Origin of the sequence: Pectobacterium aroidearum (genome assembly GCF_015689195.1) — a bacterium.
Taxonomy (GTDB): Bacteria; Pseudomonadota; Gammaproteobacteria; order Enterobacterales; family Enterobacteriaceae; genus Pectobacterium; species Pectobacterium aroidearum.
In genome coordinates, this window is record NZ_CP065044.1 from 2,103,244 (window position 1) to 2,123,115 (window position 19,872).

Genomic DNA, 19,872 nt, shown 5'->3' on the forward strand with positions numbered 1-19,872 from the left:
GAGTGAGTAACCTGTCCCTGGATTTTTCCCATAACGAATTTCAACCTCTGGCCGCGCGTATGCGGCCTGCGACGTTGGCACAGTATATCGGCCAACAGCATTTGTTAGGCGCCGGTAAGCCTTTGCCACGCGCAATTGAGGCGGGGCAACTGCACTCTATGATTCTCTGGGGACCGCCAGGCACGGGGAAAACCACGCTGGCAGAATTGATTGGGCATTACGGACAGGCTGATGTAGAACGCATTTCTGCCGTGACGTCCGGTATTAAAGAAATTCGTGAAGCGATTGAACGTGCACGACAAAACCGCAATGCCGGGCGTCGTACCATTTTGTTTGTCGATGAAGTCCATCGTTTCAACAAAAGTCAGCAGGATGCGTTTTTGCCACATATCGAAGATGGCACGATCACCTTCATCGGGGCAACAACAGAAAATCCCTCTTTTGAGCTTAATTCCGCGTTGTTATCGCGCGCCCGCGTCTATTTGCTGAAGGCGCTGACGGCGGAAGATATCGAACAGGTATTGCAGCAGGCGATGAGCGACAGCGAACGGGGATACGGCGGACAGAATATTGTCCTACCTGCCGACACCGCACGTATGCTGGCCGAATTGGTCAATGGCGATGCCAGACGTGCGTTGAATAGTCTGGAAATGATGGCAGATATGGCGGAAATTGACGCGCAGGGTATGCGTGTCCTGACGCCAGCGCTCCTCAATGAAATTGCGGGCGAGCGTAGTGCCCGTTTTGATAACAAGGGTGATCGCTATTACGACCTGATTTCAGCGCTGCATAAATCGGTAAGAGGCTCTGCGCCAGATGCGGCGCTTTATTGGTATGCCAGAATTATCACCGCTGGCGGTGACCCGCTGTATGTCGCCCGGCGATTGCTGGCGATCGCATCGGAAGATGTCGGTAATGCTGACCCGCGAGCGATGCAGGTGGCGATCTCTGCATGGGATTGTTTTACTCGCGTTGGTCCGGCGGAAGGGGAGCGTGCTATCGCTCAGGCGATAGTTTATCTGGCCTGTGCTCCCAAAAGTAACGCCGTCTATAGCGCTTTCAAAGCGGCGATGCAGGATGCGCGCGAGAAGCCAGACTATGATGTTCCCGAACATTTGCGCAATGCACCGACCCGATTGATGAAAGAAATGGGGCTCGGAGCAGAGTATCGGTACGCACACAACGAACCCAATGCCTATGCGGCTGGCGAGATCTACTTTCCGCCAGAAATGGCGGAAACGCACTATTACACGCCGACCTCGCGCGGCCTTGAAGGCAAAATTGGTGAAAAGCTCGCCTGGCTTGCCGCTCAGGATCAAAATAGCCCGACAAAACGCTACCGTTGAACTAAGCGTTGCGGTAAGGTTATTGCGGTATTTTCTGAAACCGGCCGCGTAGCGCGCCGTGTACGCCACCATTTCATTTGATAATCATAAGCACAGGATTAGCATGCTCGATCCCAATTTACTGCGTAATGAGCTAGACGCAGTCGCCGAAAAGTTACTGGCTCGCAGAGGCTTTAAGCTGGATGTTGAGACCCTGCGTAAGCAGGAAGAACGTCGTAAAGTATTGCAGGTAGAAACCGAAAACCTGCAGGCAGAGCGTAACTCCCGATCGAAAGAGATTGGTGCAGCGAAAGCACGCGGTGAAGATATCGAGCCTTTGCGTCGTGAAGTTAACACATTAGGCGAAAAACTGGATGCCGCGAAAGCCGAGCTGGATCAGTTGCAGAATGAAATTCGCGATCTGGCGTTAACCATTCCAAACCTGCCGGACGACTCCGTCCCGCTTGGCAAGGATGACACGCAGAACCAGGAAGTGACCCGCTGGGGTGAACCGCGTAAATATGATTTCCCGGTACGCGACCATGTTGAGCTCGGTGAAATGGCTGCCGGACTGGATTTTGCCGCTGCGGTAAAATTAACTGGTGCGCGTTTTGTTGTGATGAAAGGACAGATCGCTCGCCTGCATCGCGCACTTTCCCAGTTCATGCTGGATTTACATACGCAGCAACACGGTTATCAGGAAGCGTATGTGCCTTATCTGGTAAACCATGCCACGTTATACGGTACGGGTCAGTTGCCTAAATTTGGCGAGGACCTGTTCCACACTAACCCGTTAAGCGAAGAAGCAGAAAGCAGCCAATATGCGCTGATTCCGACGGCTGAAGTTCCGCTGACCAACCTGGTACGTGACGAGATTCTTGATGAAGAATCTTTGCCACTGAAGATGACTGCACATACGCCTTGCTTCCGTTCTGAAGCGGGGTCGTATGGTCGCGATACGCGTGGTTTGATTCGTATGCACCAGTTTGACAAGGTTGAGCTGGTACAAATCGTCCGTCCTGAAGATTCTATGCAGGCGCTGGAAGAGCTGACAACCCATGCTGAAACGGTGCTGCAACTGCTGAAATTGCCTTATCGTAAGGTCTTACTGTGTACCGGCGACATGGGCTTTGGTTCGACTAAAACCTACGATCTGGAAGTCTGGCTGCCCGCGCAGGATACGTACCGTGAAATCTCCTCTTGCTCAAACATGTGGGATTTTCAGGCGCGTCGTATGCAGGCTCGCTGCCGCAGCAAGTCCGACAAGAAGACCCGTTTGGTTCACACGTTGAACGGTTCTGGTCTGGCAGTTGGCCGTACTCTGGTGGCAGTTCTGGAAAACTACCAACAGGCCGATGGCCGTATTGAGATTCCTGAAGTGCTGCGTCCGTATATGGGCGGGCTGGAATTTATTGGCTAATTTTCAGTTATCTGCATAAAGCGCCTAAGGGCGCTTTTTTTACGTCTTGTGTTCGGTAATATTTTTTCATCGTAAAAAGAGTTCCTCTGCTTCAAACCGTTCGTGTGACTTAATTTTAACGCTAAAACTGACTTAAAATCAGTCGGGTAGCTTCTGTGTGTTTTTAAGCATGGCGGCCTGCCTATGGGAGTTGATGAATTCTTTCAATCCATAATGTGGGAAAGGACTTTTAGCACTTTTTGCCCGGATTGACTTTTATATGCGCAGTGGCATGATGCGCTCACTCTTCTCCGGTTGTTTGGTTATCCACTTCGCTATGTCTGCTTATTCCCGCCCAGTGCTGCTATTGCTCTGCGGACTCTTGCTGCTGACAGTTTGTATCGCAGTATTAAATACTCTGGTACCACTTTGGCTAAGTTATCAATCGCTTCCTGTTTGGCAGGTCGGCCTCGTTGGCTCGTGCTATTTCGGCGGCAATCTGGTTGGAACGCTATTAGCCGGTAAATTAATCAAACTTTACGGATTTAACCGCAGCTATTATTTCGCTGCTTTATTATTTGGCATCGCGATTTTTGGCCTCGGCATTTCTGCGGATATCGGCAGTTGGCTATTCTGGCGCTTTCTTGCTGGGATCGGCTGTGCATTAATCTGGGTTGTGGTGGAAAGCGCCTTGTTGTGTAGCGGAACGCCGACGCAACGAGGGCAACTGCTGGCTGCGTATATGATTGCCTATTACCTCGGTAGCGTGATTGGACAACTCCTGCTTGGTGTATTACCGACAGCATTGCTGAGCGTGCTGCCGTGGATGGTCGCACTGGTTATTCTGGCAATATTACCACTGCTGTTTACTCGTCTTCCTACACCGCCAGAACAGCAAGAAAAGTCTGTTAGTCTGTGGAAAATGCTGACGTATCGCAGCGCGCGTTTAGGCGTACACGGCTGTATTATTTCCGGTGCAATTTTAGGATCGCTGTATGGCCTGATGCCGCTATATCTCTCTCATCAGGGAATGAATGACGCACAGGTTGGATACTGGATGGCCCTGCTAATTAGCTCAGGGATTATTGGTCAATGGCCTATTGGACGTATGGCCGATCGATATGGCCGGCTGTTAGTTTTGCGGGTATTAGTCTTTGTTGTCATTATTGGCTGTGTAGCCATGTTAAGCATCAGTCACTATGCCATGGCGCCGTCGCTTTTCCTGCTGGGATGCGCAGGCTTTACGCTGTATCCCGTTGCTATGTCGTGGGCATGTGAAAAAGTGCGTCCTGATGAGCTGGTGGCGATGAATCAGGCTTTGCTCCTCAGCTACACGCTTGGCAGTCTTTGCGGGCCAAGCGTTGCTGCGGTATTGATGCAGAGCTACTCCGATCGCTTGCTGTTTGTATTGATTGCTGCTGTTGCCATGATCTACCTGATGATGTTGCTCAGAAAAGCCGATCATCATCCAACGCCATTAGCTGCAGCTTGAGGTAGAGACATCAAGGCCAGCCAGCGAGCTTTGTCCCGCTTCCACCATGTTGTTCCACAGCGCTTCAGCGACTGGGCTAAGGCGCTGTTTTGCATTTCGCACCAGATAAAATATGCTGGTTAGTTTTAAACGGTCTGGTGAAATTGCGGTGAGTTTCCCTTTCTCAACCCAAGGAGCAGCATAGTGATCGGGAAGAAAACCAATATGGGTGCCCGCCAGCAGCAGCAGCAAACTTGCTTCTACATTCCATGCTGTATCCTGCAAACCTTTCTTTGCAACAGGCCCTAACTGTTTACTAATTTCGTGTAGTGCATGCCCACCGATGAGCAGTCTGTTAGGGTTAAGTGTGCCCTCGTGCCACTCTCTTTCTATGCGTTCCCCGTGTTCAGACGCACAATAAAAATGGCTTTTTTCAACGAAAACAGGCTGGAAATGGATATCTATTGGAACATCATCTGGTAAGACGCTCAGAATGATATCAAGGTGACCATTTTTTAGGCGTTCCATTAATGGTGTATAATCACCAATCTCTAGTTCCACTGCAACATCAGGGCTTTGGTCGTACAATTTGCCAATAGCGTTAGAAATGACTTTGTCTGGGTGAGTCACGGTATTATCCAGACAACCAATCCGAGCTTTACCAATAAGCTGATGTTTTATACTTGCCAATCGATTAGCAAAATCGTCCAACGTAGCGATGACAGATTTAGCTTCCTGATAGACCACTTCACCTTCGGTTGTTAAGGCAAAACCACCGCGCCCACGCTCGCACAAAACGAGTCCAAGTGTATCCTCAAGGCGAGATAGGTAGTGACTTAACACGGGTTGGCTTAGGCCTGTTGCGTCTTGCGCGTTGGTAATTCCTTGTTTTTCAACAATTTTACAGAAAAGCTTTAACCAGCGGATCTCCAGTTTATCTAAGCGCATAGCATTTCCTTCGCACACATTACATATCTGAATGTTAACATCAAAATATATCTGTATTAATCGATATGAAACCCATTTATCTTGTCGTTACGCCACATACATTGATGTGGTTGCCACAAAAAAGCGTGGTTTTATGTGTCACATCAGGGTCTCTCATAAGCACAATGGTGTTGTTAGCTTGCTGACGACACCATTGTTCTATACGCCGTCAGGCAACCTCTATAAAATATCACAACGATACAATAATTATTTGCTGCTTATTTAATGGAGGTAATATGTCTCAAGGGAATGCTGTACCTGGAAAAGAACAACAGGGGCGGCAAATCTATGATTACGAATACGAACCTGTCCCTGCTGAAGCGAGAAAAAGCTGGTATGTTATTGCTTTAATATGGCTGGCAATGGGGATTGATATCTCAGGTTTATTCCTTGGTGCTTTCTTAAGCGGAGGATTGCCTTTCTCCCAAGCTGTTAGCGCCACGCTTATCGGTTCTGCCTTTTTAGGTGTATTGGCCGCATTATGCGCGAACGTCGGTTATGGCTGTGGGTTATCAACAACGCTACTAAGTATCTCCGTTTTTGGACGCTTTGGCGGAAAGCTTATTGGTATTTTCTCTGCTGTATCATTGGTTGGTTGGTTTGCTTTTCAACTCGATTTTTTTGGCGTAATGCTGCAAAAAGCACTGTTACATTATCAAATTGAACCAGGTCGTTTTCTTATTTTGGTTTTTGGCATGGTGCTGATGACTTCTACGGCTATTTGGGGTGTCAGAGCATTGGGTAAACTGAGTGTATTCAGCGTGCCACTCATGTTGATATTGATAATTACAGGCCTGGTTTTAGCGGCGAATAACCACCCCGAAATACCCCTCCCGATAATTAAAGCGCCGATTAGTATGGGAAGCGCTATCTCTTATGTTGTTTCTATCTGGATAGTCTCTGCCGTGATGTCCCCGGATATAGCTCGCTATGCTAAAACACGTAAAGATGCGTTACTTGGTGCGGGATTGGGGTTCTTTTTAGGTAATAGCTCAACAATATTAGTTGCGCTTATTCTGACTCATCTTGTCGGTACAGAAGATTTAGTTGAAGTGTTTTTCAGTATTGGTTTGGGGATGTCTGCAATTGTGGTGCTTATTTTTGCCCAGTGGACAACAAATAGTACCAACCTTGTCTCCGCATCATTGGGGCTATCCGTTGTTATTCGAGCACTATCACGGCCGGTATTGGTTGTGCTAATGGCTATTGCCGGGTTGCTGTTAGCGTATAACGGTATGATTAATAATTTTACCCAATTCTTGTCGCTGCTCGGTGTCCTGATTTCCCCTATCGCAGGTGTTTATCTCGTCGAATATTATTTTATTAAGTCCTCACGTTTGCAGAAAAATGTATCAGAGGCTTCATTCTTGAATGTGGCGGCGGCTATATCTTGGTCACTTGGTAGTCTTGTGAGCCTGTTAACTTCCCCAGATTTTTTTGATTTATTTACGATAAGTTCGATCTCTGCTCTGGATGGCGTCATTGTAAGTATGGTGATTTATATCGGCATACATAAAATTTTCCCTCAATTGGCAGATTAAACGTGTTACGCAGATAACATGAGACCTTGGGTAAAATATGTCTCGTTATATTAATGTACAAACCATTGATGATATAGCACTAGGGGCCGCGGTTCTCGGTACTGGAGGCGGCGGCGACCCGTATGTAGGTTCTTTGATGGCAAAACACGCATTAAAAAATGCGGTCAAGGTTCCTGTATTCGATTTAGATGAAATTAAAGACGATGAGCTGTTTGTTCCCTGTAGCATGATAGGTGCAACGACGGTAGTTGTAGAAAAAATTATGTCAGCTAGCCAGTTTGTTCTGGCGTTTGACGCGATGGAAACGGCGCTTCAGCGACCTATCACTGCAACATTTCCCATCGAAGTTGGCGGTATTAATTCGCTCATACCGTTTGTTGTTGCGGCTGCAAAAGGAGTACCTGTCGTTGATTGTGATGCGATGGGTAGGGCTTTTCCCGAAGCGCAGATGGTGACCTTTTTTCTTGATAATTTACGCTCTGCGCCAAATACGTTAGCGGATGAAAAGGGAAACACGGTTACCTTAAATCCTATTGATGGCATGTGGTCTGAGCGTTTGGCCAGAGTGATTGCGGAACAAATGGGGGCCGCCTGTGCCATGTGTGATTACCCATTGCACGGTAGCCAACTTAAGCGTAGTGCCATCAAAGGTACACTCACACTGGCGCAGAATATTGGAAGAACGTTGCGTCAGGCACACCAATCGGGAAGCCATCCCGTGCAATCCTTACTAACCATACTGAATGGCTACGTTATTGCATCAGGCAAGGTTGTTGATGTTGATCGTCGCACCATTGGAGGGCTTGCCCGGGGCAAAGTAGTTCTGGATGGCATGGGGAGCGATAAAGGTGAGTCGTTTACGGTGCTTTTCCAGAATGAGCTATTGCTTGCTTACCGTTCGTCACAGGTGGCAAATCCTACGCAGGATAATCTGCTGGCTGTTGTGCCTGATTTAATCTCCATAGTAGACAGTGAAACCGGACGTCCAATTATTACGGAACATTTACGTTATGGGCAGCGAGTCGATGTTATTGCCTATCCGTGCAATGACAAGTGGCGAACGCCAAAAGGGATTGACGTTGCGGGGCCGGAGTATTTCGGTTATCCGGTGCAGTATGTGCCGATAGAACAGCTTGCAAATCGCTGAGGCTTTCCCGATGTTACATAAAAATGATTACCGACTCGGGATTGATGTCGGCGGCACCAACACGGATGCGGCAATTTTAGATGCGGATCTGCGCTGTATTGCGACGGCCAAATTTCCTACCAGTCTGGATATTTATAGCGGTATCGAACGGGTGATTGCTGAAGTATTGTCGCAGTCAGGTATCGAGCCGCAGCATATTCGCTATGCGATGTTGGGCACAACACAATGTACCAATGCGATTGTTGAGCGGAAAGGGCTGGATCGCGTTGGTTTATTACGCCTGAGCCTGCCAAGCAGCGATAGCGTCCCACCGCTATTTGGTTGGGACGATGAATGGCAAAGGACATTAGGCGAGCATTTCTACCAAATTCATGGTGGCTATGAATTTGATGGCCGAGAGATTCATCCCATATTGCGGGATGAAGTCTTGGCGGCGTGTGACAGGATGCGCGGTCATGTGGATAGCGTGGCAATTTGTGGCGTATTCTCACCCGTAAACAATAAGCAGGAACAGCAGGTTGCCCAGTGGGTGAATGCAGCACTGCCTGATGTTTCCGTGTCGTTATCCCACCGGATAGGCAGCACCGGATTACTGGAAAGGGAAAACGCGACAATCCTGAATGCGTCGTTGCAAAGCACGGCAAACCGGTTTGTTAGTGGCTTTACGCAAGCGCTAATCCGACATGGTATTAAAGCTACACCGTTCTTCGGGCAAAACGACGGCACATTGATGTCCGAAAGTATGGTGAAGCAATATCCCATTCTGACGATGGCCTGTGGGCCAACGAATTCGATTCGCGGAGCGTGCCACCTTTCCGGGCTGGATAATGCACTGATTATTGATGTCGGTGGCACGACGACAGATATTGGCGTGTTGGTGAATGGCTTCCCGCGTGAGTCGGCTATCGCTGTTGAAGTGGGCGATGTACGAACGAATTTTAGAATGCCGGATATTATTTCTATCGGCATTGGCGGGGGAACCTGTGTGCGGCAGTCTCAGGATGGGAAACTCACGCTTGGACCTGACAGCGTCGGTTATCGCCTTCTTGAACAGGGTGTCAGCTTTGGTGGGGAGACGTTAACGCTCAGCGATATTATGCTGCAGCTCCATCGCGAGCGATGGACATCCGATCTTCCTCGCCCGCTTCCTGAGCTAGATAACGTACTTTGTCAGCAGGCTTATCGTCAGATGATTGATAAAGTGGAAAGTGCTATCGATCGGATCAAATCGTCCAGCGCGGCTATTCCGGCGGTGCTTGTTGGTGGCGGTAGTATTTTACTGCCTGACGTTTTATCGGGTATCAGTCAGGTCATGCGCCCGTTGAATTTTGATGCGGCAAATGCGGTAGGTGTAGCCTTAGGAAAGGTTGGCGCACAGATTGAGCGCGTAGTGAAAATGCCGGATAACGATCGTGAGAAGATAAAAAGCGAGCTGCAGCAACAAACGGTTTGTCTTGCAGAAGAAACGGGTGCGATGCCGGGCAGCGTTGAAATCATCGACTATCAGGAAATTCCGTTGGCGTATCTGCCAGGGAATGCGGTACAGGTGAAAATCAAGGCAGCAGGAAATCTGGCTTAGTGCAGCGCTTAACGTTGTAAGGATATCTCTTTGCTACAATGAAAATAGCGCGCCATGAGCGCGCTATTTTTTCAGGAACGATCAGAGATTAGTACATGACCTTGTGACCGTAGCTTTCAAGAATCGATTTAATACGATCCATGGTATCGGCCTTCGGTGGTTTAACACCGTCTAACTTGTACTCTTCACCCATTGCGATCCACTTGTGTTTGCCAAGTTCATGGTAGGGGAGAAGCTCAATTTTCTCGATGTTCGTCATATCCTTGGTGAACTCACCCAGCTTGTGTGCGGACGCATCATCATCAGACCAGCCGGGGACGACCACATAACGTATCCAGGTACGCTGGTTGCGCTTTGCCAGATAACGTGCGAAATCCAGAGTACGGTGGTTCGATACGCCCACTAAATTCTGGTGTATGTCATCGTTCATTTGTTTCAGATCGAGCATCACTAAGTCACTGACGTCCAGTAACTCGTCAATGACGGGGTCATAGCGGCGTACAAACCCGTTGGTATCCAGACAGGTGTTGATACCTTCTGCCTTGCAGGCGCGGAACCAGTCGCGTACGAATTCGGCCTGAAGAATGGCCTCGCCGCCGGATGCTGTGACGCCGCCGCCAGATGCATTCATAAAGTGGCGGTAGGTCACGACTTCTTTCATAAGTTCTTCCACCGTCACTTCCTTGCCGCCGTGCGTATCCCAGGTATCACGGTTATGGCAATACAGGCAGCGCATCAGGCAGCCCTGGAAGAAGATGATGAAACGGATGCCTGGGCCATCGACAGTGCCGCAGGATTCAAAGGAGTGGATGCGACCGATTACTGACATTGCGAGGTTTTCTCCAAATTTGACCGAACAATAGCGGTCTTTATGAGCGCAGTCATAAGAAAGCAGGTGTTAATCTGGCAGGGATTGCTGACAGAAAAACACCGTAGGACAGATGCTGCGTCGAATCTGTTTTACGAGCCATCCACATGGTGAGAGCAATATAGCGGGCTGGCAAAACAGGCTAACAACCTGAACGACAATCTGGGGTGAGAAAAAGGCCCCACTGATGTGGAGCCTTTATTTTACGCCTTTTCAGACAGTCATGGAAATTACATTGACTGAGTGAAAGTACGGGTGATGACGTCTTGCTGTTGTTCTTTCGTCAGTGAGTTGAAACGCACTGCGTAGCCAGATACACGGATAGTCAGCTGCGGATATTTCTCTGGGTTTTCCATCGCATCAAGCAGCATTTCACGGTTCATGACGTTAACGTTCAGGTGCTGACCGCCTTCGATGCTGGCTTCGTGGTGGAAATAACCATCCATCAGGCCGGCAAGGTTAGCTTTACGCACGTTGTCGTCTTTACCTAACGCGTTCGGTACGATGGAGAAGGTATAAGAAATACCATCTTTCGCGTAAGCAAACGGCAGTTTGGCAACAGAAGTCAGAGAAGCAACAGCACCTTTCTGGTCACGACCGTGCATTGGGTTCGCACCAGGTCCGAACGGTGCACCTGCGCGACGGCCGTCTGGGGTGTTACCTGTTTTCTTACCATATACCACGTTAGAGGTGATGGTCAGAACAGACTGCGTTGGGGTTGCGCCACGGTAGGTAGCCAGTTTCTGAATTTTCTTCATGAAACGTTCAACCAGGTCACAAGCCAGTTCATCTACGCGAGCGTCGTTGTTACCGAATTGCGGATATTCGCCTTCGATATCAAAGTCGATAGCCAGACCATCTTCATCACGAACCGGTTTAACTTTGGCATATTTGATGGCTGACAAGGAGTCAGCAGCAACAGACAGACCAGCGATACCACATGCCATAGTACGGAACACGTCACGGTCATGCAGTGCCATCAGCGACGCTTCGTAGCTGTATTTGTCATGCATGTAGTGGATGATGTTCAGCGCGGTGACATACTGTTTCGCCAACCAGTCCATGAAGTGATCCATGCGATCCATCACTTCGTCGAAGTTCAGAACGTCGCCTTTGATTGGTTCTGATTTCGGACCAACCTGCATTTTCAGTTTTTCGTCCACACCGCCGTTAATAGCGTATAGCATGGTTTTCGCCAGGTTTGCACGGGCACCGAAGAACTGCATTTGTTTACCAACGATCATTGGGCTTACGCAACAAGCAATCGCGTAGTCATCGTTGTTAAAGTCAGGACGCATCAGATCGTCATTCTCGTATTGCAGAGAAGAGGTATCGATGGAGACTTTAGCGGCATAGTTTTTGAAGTTCTGTGGCAGTTTTTCAGACCACAGGATGGTCATGTTCGGCTCTGGAGACGGCCCCATGGTGTACAGGGTGTTCAGGAAGCGGAAGCTGGTTTTACTTACCAGCGTACGGCCATCCAGACCCATACCAGCCAGAGATTCAGTTGCCCAGATTGGGTCACCAGAGAACAGCTCATCATACTCAGGAGTACGCAGGAAACGCACCATACGCAGTTTCATGACCAGGTGGTCAATCATTTCCTGAGCTTCTTCTTCAGTGATTTTGCCAGCTTTCAGATCGCGCTCAAGGTAGATATCCAGGAAGGTGGACACACGTCCGAAGGACATGGCTGCACCATTCTGTGATTTCACCGCAGCCAGGTAGCCGAAGTAAGTCCACTGAACCGCTTCCTGAGCCGTTGTCGCTGGGCCAGAAATATCACAGCCATATTTAGCTGCCATTTCTTTAATTTGGCTCAGGGCATGGTGCTGATCGGCAATTTCTTCACGCAGACGGATTGTTGCTTCCAGATCTTCGCCGTTTTCCAGTTTGGTTTGCAGAGAAGTGAACTGAGCAAACTTGTCTTTCATCAGGTAGTCGATACCGTACAGCGCAACGCGACGGTAGTCACCGATGATACGGCCACGGCCGTAAGCATCTGGCAGACCAGTCAGAACGCCAGATTTACGGCAACGCAGGATGTCTGGGGTGTAAACATCGAACACGCCCTGGTTGTGCGTTTTGCGGTATTCAGTGAAGATTTTTTTCAGTTGAGGATCCAGTTCACGGCCGTAAACTTTGCATGAACCTTCAACCATTTTGATGCCGCCGAACGGAATCAACGCACGTTTCAGCGGAGCGTCAGTCTGCAAACCAACGACTTTTTCCAGACCTTTGTTGATGTATCCCGCGTCGTGAGACGTGATAGTTGCGGCAACATTGGTATCAAAATCAACAGGGGCGTGAGTGCGGTTTTCCTGCTTGATGCCTTCCATGACGCTGTCCCACAGGGCAGAAGTCGCTTTGGTTGCACCAGCCAGGAAAGACTCATCACCTTCATACGGTGTGTAGTTTTTCTGGATAAAGTCACGAACATTGACGTTATCCTGCCATTCACCTTTGCTAAAGCCTTGCCATGCATTGGCCAATTTTTCATTCAGCTCGGTCATTTTACACCTACCTTTGATATGGATTTCTTAAAACCCGACGTTGCGGCCGATTGCACCTTAGTGGTGCTTGTCTCCACCGCGCAAATAAATTACCCAGTATGTTAAACCGACCAGGACGCCACCGCCGATGATATTCCCCAGGGTTACAGGGATCAGATTATCGGTAATGAAGTGGCTAACGGTTAAATGTTCAAACTGAGACGGCACCATTCCGATAGCATTCCAGAATTCCGGTCCCGCAAAGTTTTTGATGACGATGCCCATGGGAATCATGAACATGTTAGCGATACTGTGCTCAAAGCCGCTGGCAACGAACATGGCAACAGGCAGAATCATGGCAAACATTTTGTCGGTAAGCGTACGGCCGGAATAGCTCATCCACACAGCCAGACATACCATCAGATTAGCCAGAATCCCCAGACACAGTGCTTCAACAAACGTATGTTCCAGTTTGTGTTCAGCCGTTTGTAGGACGTTGAGACCCCACGCACCGTTTGCGACCATGTGCTCTCCCGAGAACCAGATAAGCCCAACGAAGAAAAGCGCGCCAATCAGGTTGCCGACATAGACATTTGCCCAATTATAGGCTAGTTGCTTCCAGGTAATACGTCCACTGGCTTTGGCTATCACGATGAGAACGGTTGAGGTAAACAAGTCTGCACCGCAGACGACAACCAACATGAGGCCAAGGGAGAAACAAATACCACCGATCAATTTCGCGATACCGAAAGGGATCGTTGCGGTTCCTGTGGTGGCAGTAATATAAAAAACGAAGGCGATCGAAATAAATACACCCGCGGTTATCGCCAAATAAAACGTCGTACACGGTTGTTTGGTAGCTTTATAAACTCCGGCGTCTTCAGCAACTTTTGCCATTGCAGCCGGGAGTAATAGAGTAAAGGGGTTGTCAGCTTTCACACTAACTCTCTCTTAAAAATTATCAGCATTGAGATACTAACAAAGCAGTATACGGTAAAATTTGACGTGGATCATATTGCAAGAAATTAACAAGGTGGTGAGGAGGGGGGGGGTGCCCTGTTTTTATGGTTAATTTGTTGAATTTTATGATAAAAAAATATTTTAAATTTTGCAAAAAGAGTTGAATGGCATACGTTAAACCTACCGATTTAGCGTTAATAAAAATCATGTTTTGTAGAATTTCAGTACCACCTTGTCGACGTAATTTAATTAAAAATTCACCATTCAATAACAATGTTCTGATTATGCATTACGAATAATAAATATGACTCTGTGGATAATAAAAATAGCCCTTTAAAATAAAGGGCTATTTGGGGTTGCTACAGGCAGATTGCTATTTGCAATAGCGCGTCCATCAATATAAGACGTACGCTGGCTGCATCAGTCGGCCATTATTTTGCCTGCCAGTAACGGCGTTTAGCCTGTTGCAGCTTCTCATAGGCAGCCAGCAGCGACTGGTGTGCAGGTAAAGTGGTAAAGGTGTCATCCACGGCAAACAAGCCGTAGAAGCAGGCTTCGCCAGCAACGGCGGCGCTGGCGGCATCGACTGTTTCACTGCCGTACATTTTGGTAAAGGCGTCGTAATATTCTGCCGGGTTGCGCTCAGGCTCCTGAGCCAGTAACAGCAGGGTCTGAAGGCAACGGTAATAATTGCTGCGCCGCGCCGTAAAGACGGAGTCGTTGAAGTCCTGCGTCCACTCTGTCCAGCTTAGCGCCTGATCCAGATCGCCGCCGGCCAGTGCCAGCATCGCTTTCAATTCGCCAACGCGCAGAGTAAACCAGCCATTATCTTTACCGGTGGCAATGCCGAGCAGTTCGCGTACGCGGGTGAAGTCGTCCAGTCCTTCATCATCCAGTTGTTGCAACAGCGCCAGATAGTCTTCTTTTTCCCATTTGCTATCAGGCAGCGCCAGCAGCGTGTCACGCAGGTGAGCGCCCATGCTGTTGTTGGCCAATAACAGATCGTCAGCAGGGTAGATGTCTGACATTCCCGGCACGATGATGCGGCAGGCATAAACCGACAGATGCTCATAATCGGCAATGTAAACTTCTTTATCTTCCTGCTTGAAGATCGCCATTAGCGTGGCGAATTCTTCTTCCGTCGACCCTTTAAAGCTCCAGTCGGCAAATTCATAATCTGCTTCTTTCTTGAACATATCCCAGGAGATCAGACCGCTGGAATCGATAAAGTGGGTTTCCAGATTAGCGTGTTCGGCCACTTCTTCATCATCGAATGTCGGCGGGGTGAACACATCCAGATCTTTCAGTCCGCGACCTTGCAGCAGCTCGGTGACGGTACGCTCCAGCGCCACGCCGAAATCCGGGTGCGCGCCGAAGGAGGCAAAGCAGGTGCCGTTAGCTGGGTTAAACAGAACCACGCAGATAACCGGATATTTCCCGCCCAGTGAGGCATCGTAAGAGAAAATTGGGAAGCCTTCTTTCTCCAGTGTCGCAATGGCTTCGACCACGCCAGGGTAGCGGTTCAGCACCGCTTGCGGGATTTCCGGCAGGCTGATGGACTCGGCAATGATGCGGTTTTTGATGCTGCGTTCGAACACTTCGGACAGTCCTTGAACGCGGGCTTCGTTAGCGGTGTTCCCGGCGGACATGCCGTTAGAAACGTACAAGTTGCCGATGATATTCATCGGAATATAAACGGTTTGCTGATCGGACTGACGAGTAAACGGTAGTGCGCAAATGCCTCTGTCGGCATTGCCAGATTGCAGGTCGATGAGATCACTGGCGCTCAGTTCCAGCTCAGGATCATAAAATTTGTGCAGGCGTGCATCCAGAATGCCTTCTGGCAAGGTGTCATCTTCTGGAATTGGGAACCATTTTTCATTCGGGTAGTGAACGAAATCGCCGTTGGCGATGGTCTTGCCGAGATAGAAATCAGCGAAGAAATAGTTAGTAGACAGACGTTCGAAATATTCCCCTAACGCAGAGGCTAATGCTGCTTTCTTACTGGCGCCTTTGCCATTAGTGAAGCAGAGCGGGCAATCGCGGTCTCGAATATGGACAGACCAGACGTTTGGCACCGGGTTCAGCCATGACGCTTCTTCGATGTTAAACCCCAGGTCTTGGAGCTGTTGTTGAAAACGGGCGATGGAATCTTCCAGGGCGGCGTCTTTGCCTGGGATAAACGTTTGAGTCATGGTGTTCACTCTTATCGAGATTAGCGGAAGCGGCATGATACGGATTTTTCTGCCCAGACTCTATTTATTCATAACAGATTGGTAACGATGAAAAAGAACAGACTCCGTAACGTGCCGTTTTGCATAATGAAAGCGCAATAAGCGTTGCAGCCGCGATGGACGAGTGATAAAACCGATAGCAGGGTAAAAGTAATGTGGTTATGGCGGTCATTCCGTTATAACTACTATCTCGTAACAGCGGTATTTTTATAACCGACAGGTTTATAAAAATGGTATTTGTAACAACGGTGATAAAACAGCCGCTATTTTTCAGGTGTGGTGAGGGGAAATGACTCAGATTTTTAATTTTAGCGCCGGTCCAGCAATGCTGCCGGTTGAAGTACTGCGTCGTGCTGAACAGGAATTGTGTAATTGGAATGGCCTGGGTACATCGGTCATGGAAATCAGCCATCGCAGTAAAGAGTTTATGCAGGTTGCCGCTGAATCCGAACAAAATCTGCGTGATTTGCTGAAAATCCCCTCCAACTACAAAGTGCTTTTTTGCCACGGCGGTGCTCGCGCACAATTTGCGGCAGTGCCATTAAATCTCTTGGGTGAGCGCTCAACGGCGGACTATATCGATGGCGGATATTGGGCGCACAGTGCGGTCAATGAAGCAGAAAAGTACTGTACGCCTAATGTGATTGACGTGAAAACGCGCGTAGACGGCCTGCGTGGCGTTAAGCCGATGCGTGAATGGCAATTGTCTGATGACGCGGCATTTGTGCATTACTGCCCGAATGAAACCATTGACGGTATTGCGATCGAAGAAGAGCCTGATTTTGGCGATAAAATTGTGGTCGCCGACTATTCTTCCAGCATCCTGTCTCGTCGTATTGACGTCAGCCGCTACGGTGTGATCTACGCCGGTGCACAGAAAAATATCGGTCCTGCGGGTCTGACGTTGGTTATCGTACGTGACGATCTGCTGGGCAAAGCGCGCCGTGAACTGCCATCGATTCTGGATTATCAGATTCTGGCGGACAATGACTCCATGTTTAACACGCCGCCGACCTTTGCCTGGTATCTGTCCGGTATGGTCTTCAAATGGCTGAAAGAGCATGGCGGTCTGGCTGAAATGGAAAAACGCAATCAAGAGAAAGCCGACCTGCTGTATAGCGCCATTGACGGTAATGATTTCTATCACAATGACGTCGCGGTAGCGAACCGTTCTCGCATGAACGTGCCGTTCCTGCTGGCAGATGCCGCGCTCGATAAAGTCTTCCTGGAAGAGTCCGTTGCGGCGGGCTTGCATGCGCTGAAAGGCCATCGCGTAGTGGGGGGCATGCGTGCTTCCATCTACAACGCCATGCCGTTGGAAGGCGTAAAAGCGCTGACTGAATTTATGGCTGACTTCGCACGTCGCCACGGTTAATTAATTCGACCTCGCTATACCCTAAATAATTCGAGTTTCAGGCAGGCGGCAAGAGAAGGCATCCCGATGAGCTTACTCAAGTAAGTGATTCGGGTGACTAAACGTAGCCAACGCACATGCAACTTGAAGTATGACGGGTATATACATTTTTATAAACCCCGGGCTTGCCGGGGTTTTTATGTCCACGTTGAAAGAATAGGCTTTACATGCAGGAATCCCTGACCCTACAACCCATTAAACTGATTAACGGTACCCTTAACCTTCCAGGATCAAAAAGCGTCTCTAACCGCGCGCTTTTACTGGCTGCGTTGTCCGAAGGAAAGACTCGCCTGACTAACCTGTTAGACAGTGACGATGTCCGCCATATGCTGACTGCTTTAACGGCGCTGGGTGTGGAATATCATCTGTCATCCGATCGGACCGTGTGTGAGATTACCGGTCTGGGTGGTGCGTTTACGGCATCGCAACCGCTGGAACTGTTTTTAGGAAATGCCGGTACGGCGATGCGTCCACTGGCCGCGGCCTTATGTCTGACGGATGGCGATATTGTGCTGACGGGTGAGCCCCGTATGAAAGAGCGTCCAATCGGGCATCTGGTCGACGCCCTGCGTCAGGGCGGGGCAAAAATTGACTATCTGGAGCAGGAAAACTATCCACCGCTTCGTCTGCATGGCGGTTTTCAGGGCGGCGAAATCAGCGTAGATGGTAGCGTATCCAGCCAGTTCCTGACGGCACTGTTGATGACCGCGCCTCTGGCCGCGCAGGATACGCAAATCAGCATTCAGGGCGATCTGGTTTCTAAACCGTATATCGATATTACGCTGCATATGATGAAAGCGTTTGGGATTGAAGTACGTAATGAGAACTACCAACGCTTTTTTGTCGCCGGGCGCCAGCAGTACCGCTCACCGGGTGATTATCTGGTGGAAGGCGATGCGTCATCGGCTTCTTACTTTCTGGCAGCTGCGGCGATCAAGGGCGGCGTTGTGCGCGTGACCGGTGTTGGCCGTAATAGCGTACAGGGTGATATCCGCTTCGCCGATGTTCTGGAAAGAATGGGGGCGACCGTGCGCTGGGGTGAGGATTATATTGAATGCGAACGCGGCGAACTGCACGCAATCGACATGGATATGAACCACATCCCAGATGCTGCGATGACTATCGCAACGGCGGCGCTTTTCGCACAGGGCGGCACGACTACGCTGCGTAATATCTATAACTGGCGTGTGAAAGAGACGGATCGTCTGGCTGCCATGGCGATTGAGCTGCGTAAAGTGGGGGCGGAAGTGGAAGAGGGTAATGACTACATTCGCATTACACCACCAGCCAAGCTGAAAGTGGCAGAAATCGGGACATACAACGATCATCGTATGGCGATGTGTTTCTCGCTGGTGGCGCTGTCGGACACACCGGTCACGATTCTCGATCCGAAATGTACCGCCAAAACCTTCCCCGACTACTTTGAACAGCTGGCGCGCCTCAGCGAACTGGCTTGATTCCTCTCTAAGGCACGGTCTCCGTGCCTTTTTTCTTGCTCTGCTTCCCTCAAACAGCGCTCTGTTTTCTTCCTGAATTGCGCACTGCATTCAGAGAATGCCTTATTTTTCCCACCATTCCGGCATTGGGGTAACCTTTCTCTGCATTGATGCGTATAATGAGGCTCCGTGATGCCATAAAACGGCATAAGCGGAACTTCCCAGTATTAAAGGAGAGAGAAATGACGGTGATGGCACCGGTAGTTACGGTTGACGGACCGAGCGGCGCAGGCAAAGGTACCTTGTGTAAGGCATTGGCTGAAGCTTTACAGTGGAATCTGCTGGACTCGGGAGCTATCTATCGTGTTTTGGCTCTGGCAGCGTTACACCACCATGTCGATATCAGTTCCGAAGATGCACTGGTCCCGCTGGCCTCTCATCTTGATGTGCGCTTTGTTGCCGAAGGTGGGCAGTTAAAAGTCATTCTGGAAGGCGAAGACGTTAGCCACGAAATTCGTACCGAAGCGGTAGGTAATACGGCTTCTCAGGCTGCGGCGTTTCCTCGTGTTCGTGAAGCCTTGTTACGTCGGCAGCGCGCTTTCCGTGAGGCTCCGGGGTTGATTGCCGATGGCCGTGATATGGGTACGGTGGTCTTTCCTGATGCGCCTGTGAAGATTTTCCTCGATGCCAGCGCGGAAGAACGCGCACAACGTCGCATGCTACAGTTGCAGGGGAAGGGCTTTAATGTTAACTTTGAACGTCTTTTGTCTGAGATAAAAGAACGGGATGAGCGCGATCGCAACCGCCCCGTTGCACCGTTAGTACCTGCTGCCGATGCGTTGGTGCTGGATTCAACGGAAATGACAATTGATGAAGTGATAGCGCGCGCGTTGGCTTATGCCCGCGAAATTTTAGCGTAATCACAGAACACAGAATTTTTACCTCGCTGTAAGGATGCACAGCGGGGCATGTTAAACAACCCCATCGAGCAGGATGCCAGATGGACGTTAAATTGAAAC

14 protein-coding genes are annotated in these 19,872 nt (G+C 49.4%); 9 read left to right on the plus strand and 5 right to left on the minus strand.

The window, feature by feature from the left end:
• The first annotated feature begins 2 nt into the window (after positions 1-2).
• From I2D83_RS09465 to I2D83_RS09475, 3 genes are all read left to right on the plus strand, one after another.
• Positions 3-1,346 carry a replication-associated recombination protein A gene (locus I2D83_RS09465; RefSeq protein WP_180776984.1) on the plus strand — a complete coding sequence of 448 codons (1,344 nt, stop codon included), beginning with the start codon at positions 3-5 and terminating at the stop codon, positions 1,344-1,346.
• 103 nt (positions 1,347-1,449) lie between these two features.
• Positions 1,450-2,745, plus strand: coding sequence for a serine--tRNA ligase (gene serS / locus I2D83_RS09470; protein WP_180776983.1), 1,296 nt, complete (start codon positions 1,450-1,452; stop codon positions 2,743-2,745).
• A 316-nt stretch (positions 2,746-3,061) separates the two neighbouring features.
• Positions 3,062-4,216, plus strand: a complete 1,155-nt coding sequence (locus I2D83_RS09475) for an MFS transporter (RefSeq protein ID WP_015839976.1) — start codon at positions 3,062-3,064, stop codon at positions 4,214-4,216.
• On the opposite strand, the gene I2D83_RS09480 is transcribed toward I2D83_RS09475, so the two are convergent.
• The gene (locus I2D83_RS09480; RefSeq protein WP_015839977.1) at positions 4,202-5,143 is read right to left on the minus strand and encodes a LysR family transcriptional regulator; all 942 of its coding nucleotides are present in this window, start codon (positions 5,141-5,143) and stop codon (positions 4,202-4,204) included. The genes I2D83_RS09475 and I2D83_RS09480 overlap by 15 nt on opposite strands.
• Before the next feature lie 275 nt (positions 5,144-5,418).
• On the opposite strand from I2D83_RS09480, the gene I2D83_RS09485 reads away from it, so the two are divergent.
• From I2D83_RS09485 to I2D83_RS09495, 3 genes are read left to right on the plus strand one after another with little or no spacing between them, the layout of a single operon-like run.
• Positions 5,419-6,723: a cytosine permease gene (locus I2D83_RS09485; protein ID WP_181844288.1), complete on the plus strand. Its 1,305-nt coding sequence runs from the start codon at positions 5,419-5,421 to the stop codon at positions 6,721-6,723.
• Between the two features lie 37 nt (positions 6,724-6,760).
• On the plus strand, positions 6,761-7,870 hold the full coding sequence (locus I2D83_RS09490) for a DUF917 domain-containing protein (RefSeq protein WP_205947993.1): 1,110 nt from the start codon (positions 6,761-6,763) through the stop codon (positions 7,868-7,870).
• 10 nt (positions 7,871-7,880) lie between these two features.
• Positions 7,881-9,449: a hydantoinase/oxoprolinase N-terminal domain-containing protein gene (locus tag I2D83_RS09495; protein ID WP_205947994.1), complete on the plus strand. Its 1,569-nt coding sequence runs from the start codon at positions 7,881-7,883 to the stop codon at positions 9,447-9,449.
• Between the two features lie 88 nt (positions 9,450-9,537).
• Here I2D83_RS09495 and pflA read toward each other — a convergent pair whose 3' ends face one another.
• The 4 genes from pflA to ycaO form a co-directional block, all read right to left on the minus strand.
• The gene (gene pflA, locus I2D83_RS09500; RefSeq protein WP_015839981.1) at positions 9,538-10,278 is read right to left on the minus strand and encodes a pyruvate formate lyase 1-activating protein; all 741 of its coding nucleotides are present in this window, start codon (positions 10,276-10,278) and stop codon (positions 9,538-9,540) included.
• A gap of 269 nt (positions 10,279-10,547) precedes the next feature.
• On the minus strand, positions 10,548-12,830 hold the full coding sequence (pflB, locus tag I2D83_RS09505) for a formate C-acetyltransferase (RefSeq protein ID WP_015839982.1): 2,283 nt from the start codon (positions 12,828-12,830) through the stop codon (positions 10,548-10,550).
• Positions 12,831-12,887: 57 nt separating this feature from the next.
• On the minus strand, positions 12,888-13,748 hold the full coding sequence (gene focA, locus I2D83_RS09510) for a formate transporter FocA (RefSeq protein WP_015839983.1): 861 nt from the start codon (positions 13,746-13,748) through the stop codon (positions 12,888-12,890).
• A gap of 452 nt (positions 13,749-14,200) precedes the next feature.
• On the minus strand, positions 14,201-15,964 hold the full coding sequence (ycaO, locus tag I2D83_RS09515) for a 30S ribosomal protein S12 methylthiotransferase accessory factor YcaO (protein ID WP_205947995.1): 1,764 nt from the start codon (positions 15,962-15,964) through the stop codon (positions 14,201-14,203).
• A 328-nt stretch (positions 15,965-16,292) separates the two neighbouring features.
• Between ycaO and serC the strand changes: the two genes are divergently transcribed.
• The 3 genes from serC (at position 16,293) to cmk (ending at position 19,773) form a co-directional block, all read left to right on the plus strand.
• The gene (serC, locus tag I2D83_RS09520) at positions 16,293-17,378 is read left to right on the plus strand and encodes a 3-phosphoserine/phosphohydroxythreonine transaminase (RefSeq protein ID WP_181828396.1); all 1,086 of its coding nucleotides are present in this window, start codon (positions 16,293-16,295) and stop codon (positions 17,376-17,378) included.
• Between the two features lie 206 nt (positions 17,379-17,584).
• The gene (aroA, locus tag I2D83_RS09525) at positions 17,585-18,874 is read left to right on the plus strand and encodes a 3-phosphoshikimate 1-carboxyvinyltransferase (RefSeq protein ID WP_205947996.1); all 1,290 of its coding nucleotides are present in this window, start codon (positions 17,585-17,587) and stop codon (positions 18,872-18,874) included.
• A gap of 221 nt (positions 18,875-19,095) precedes the next feature.
• On the plus strand, positions 19,096-19,773 hold the full coding sequence (gene cmk / locus I2D83_RS09530; protein WP_015839987.1) for a (d)CMP kinase: 678 nt from the start codon (positions 19,096-19,098) through the stop codon (positions 19,771-19,773).
• The last annotated feature ends 99 nt before the right edge of the window (positions 19,774-19,872 follow it).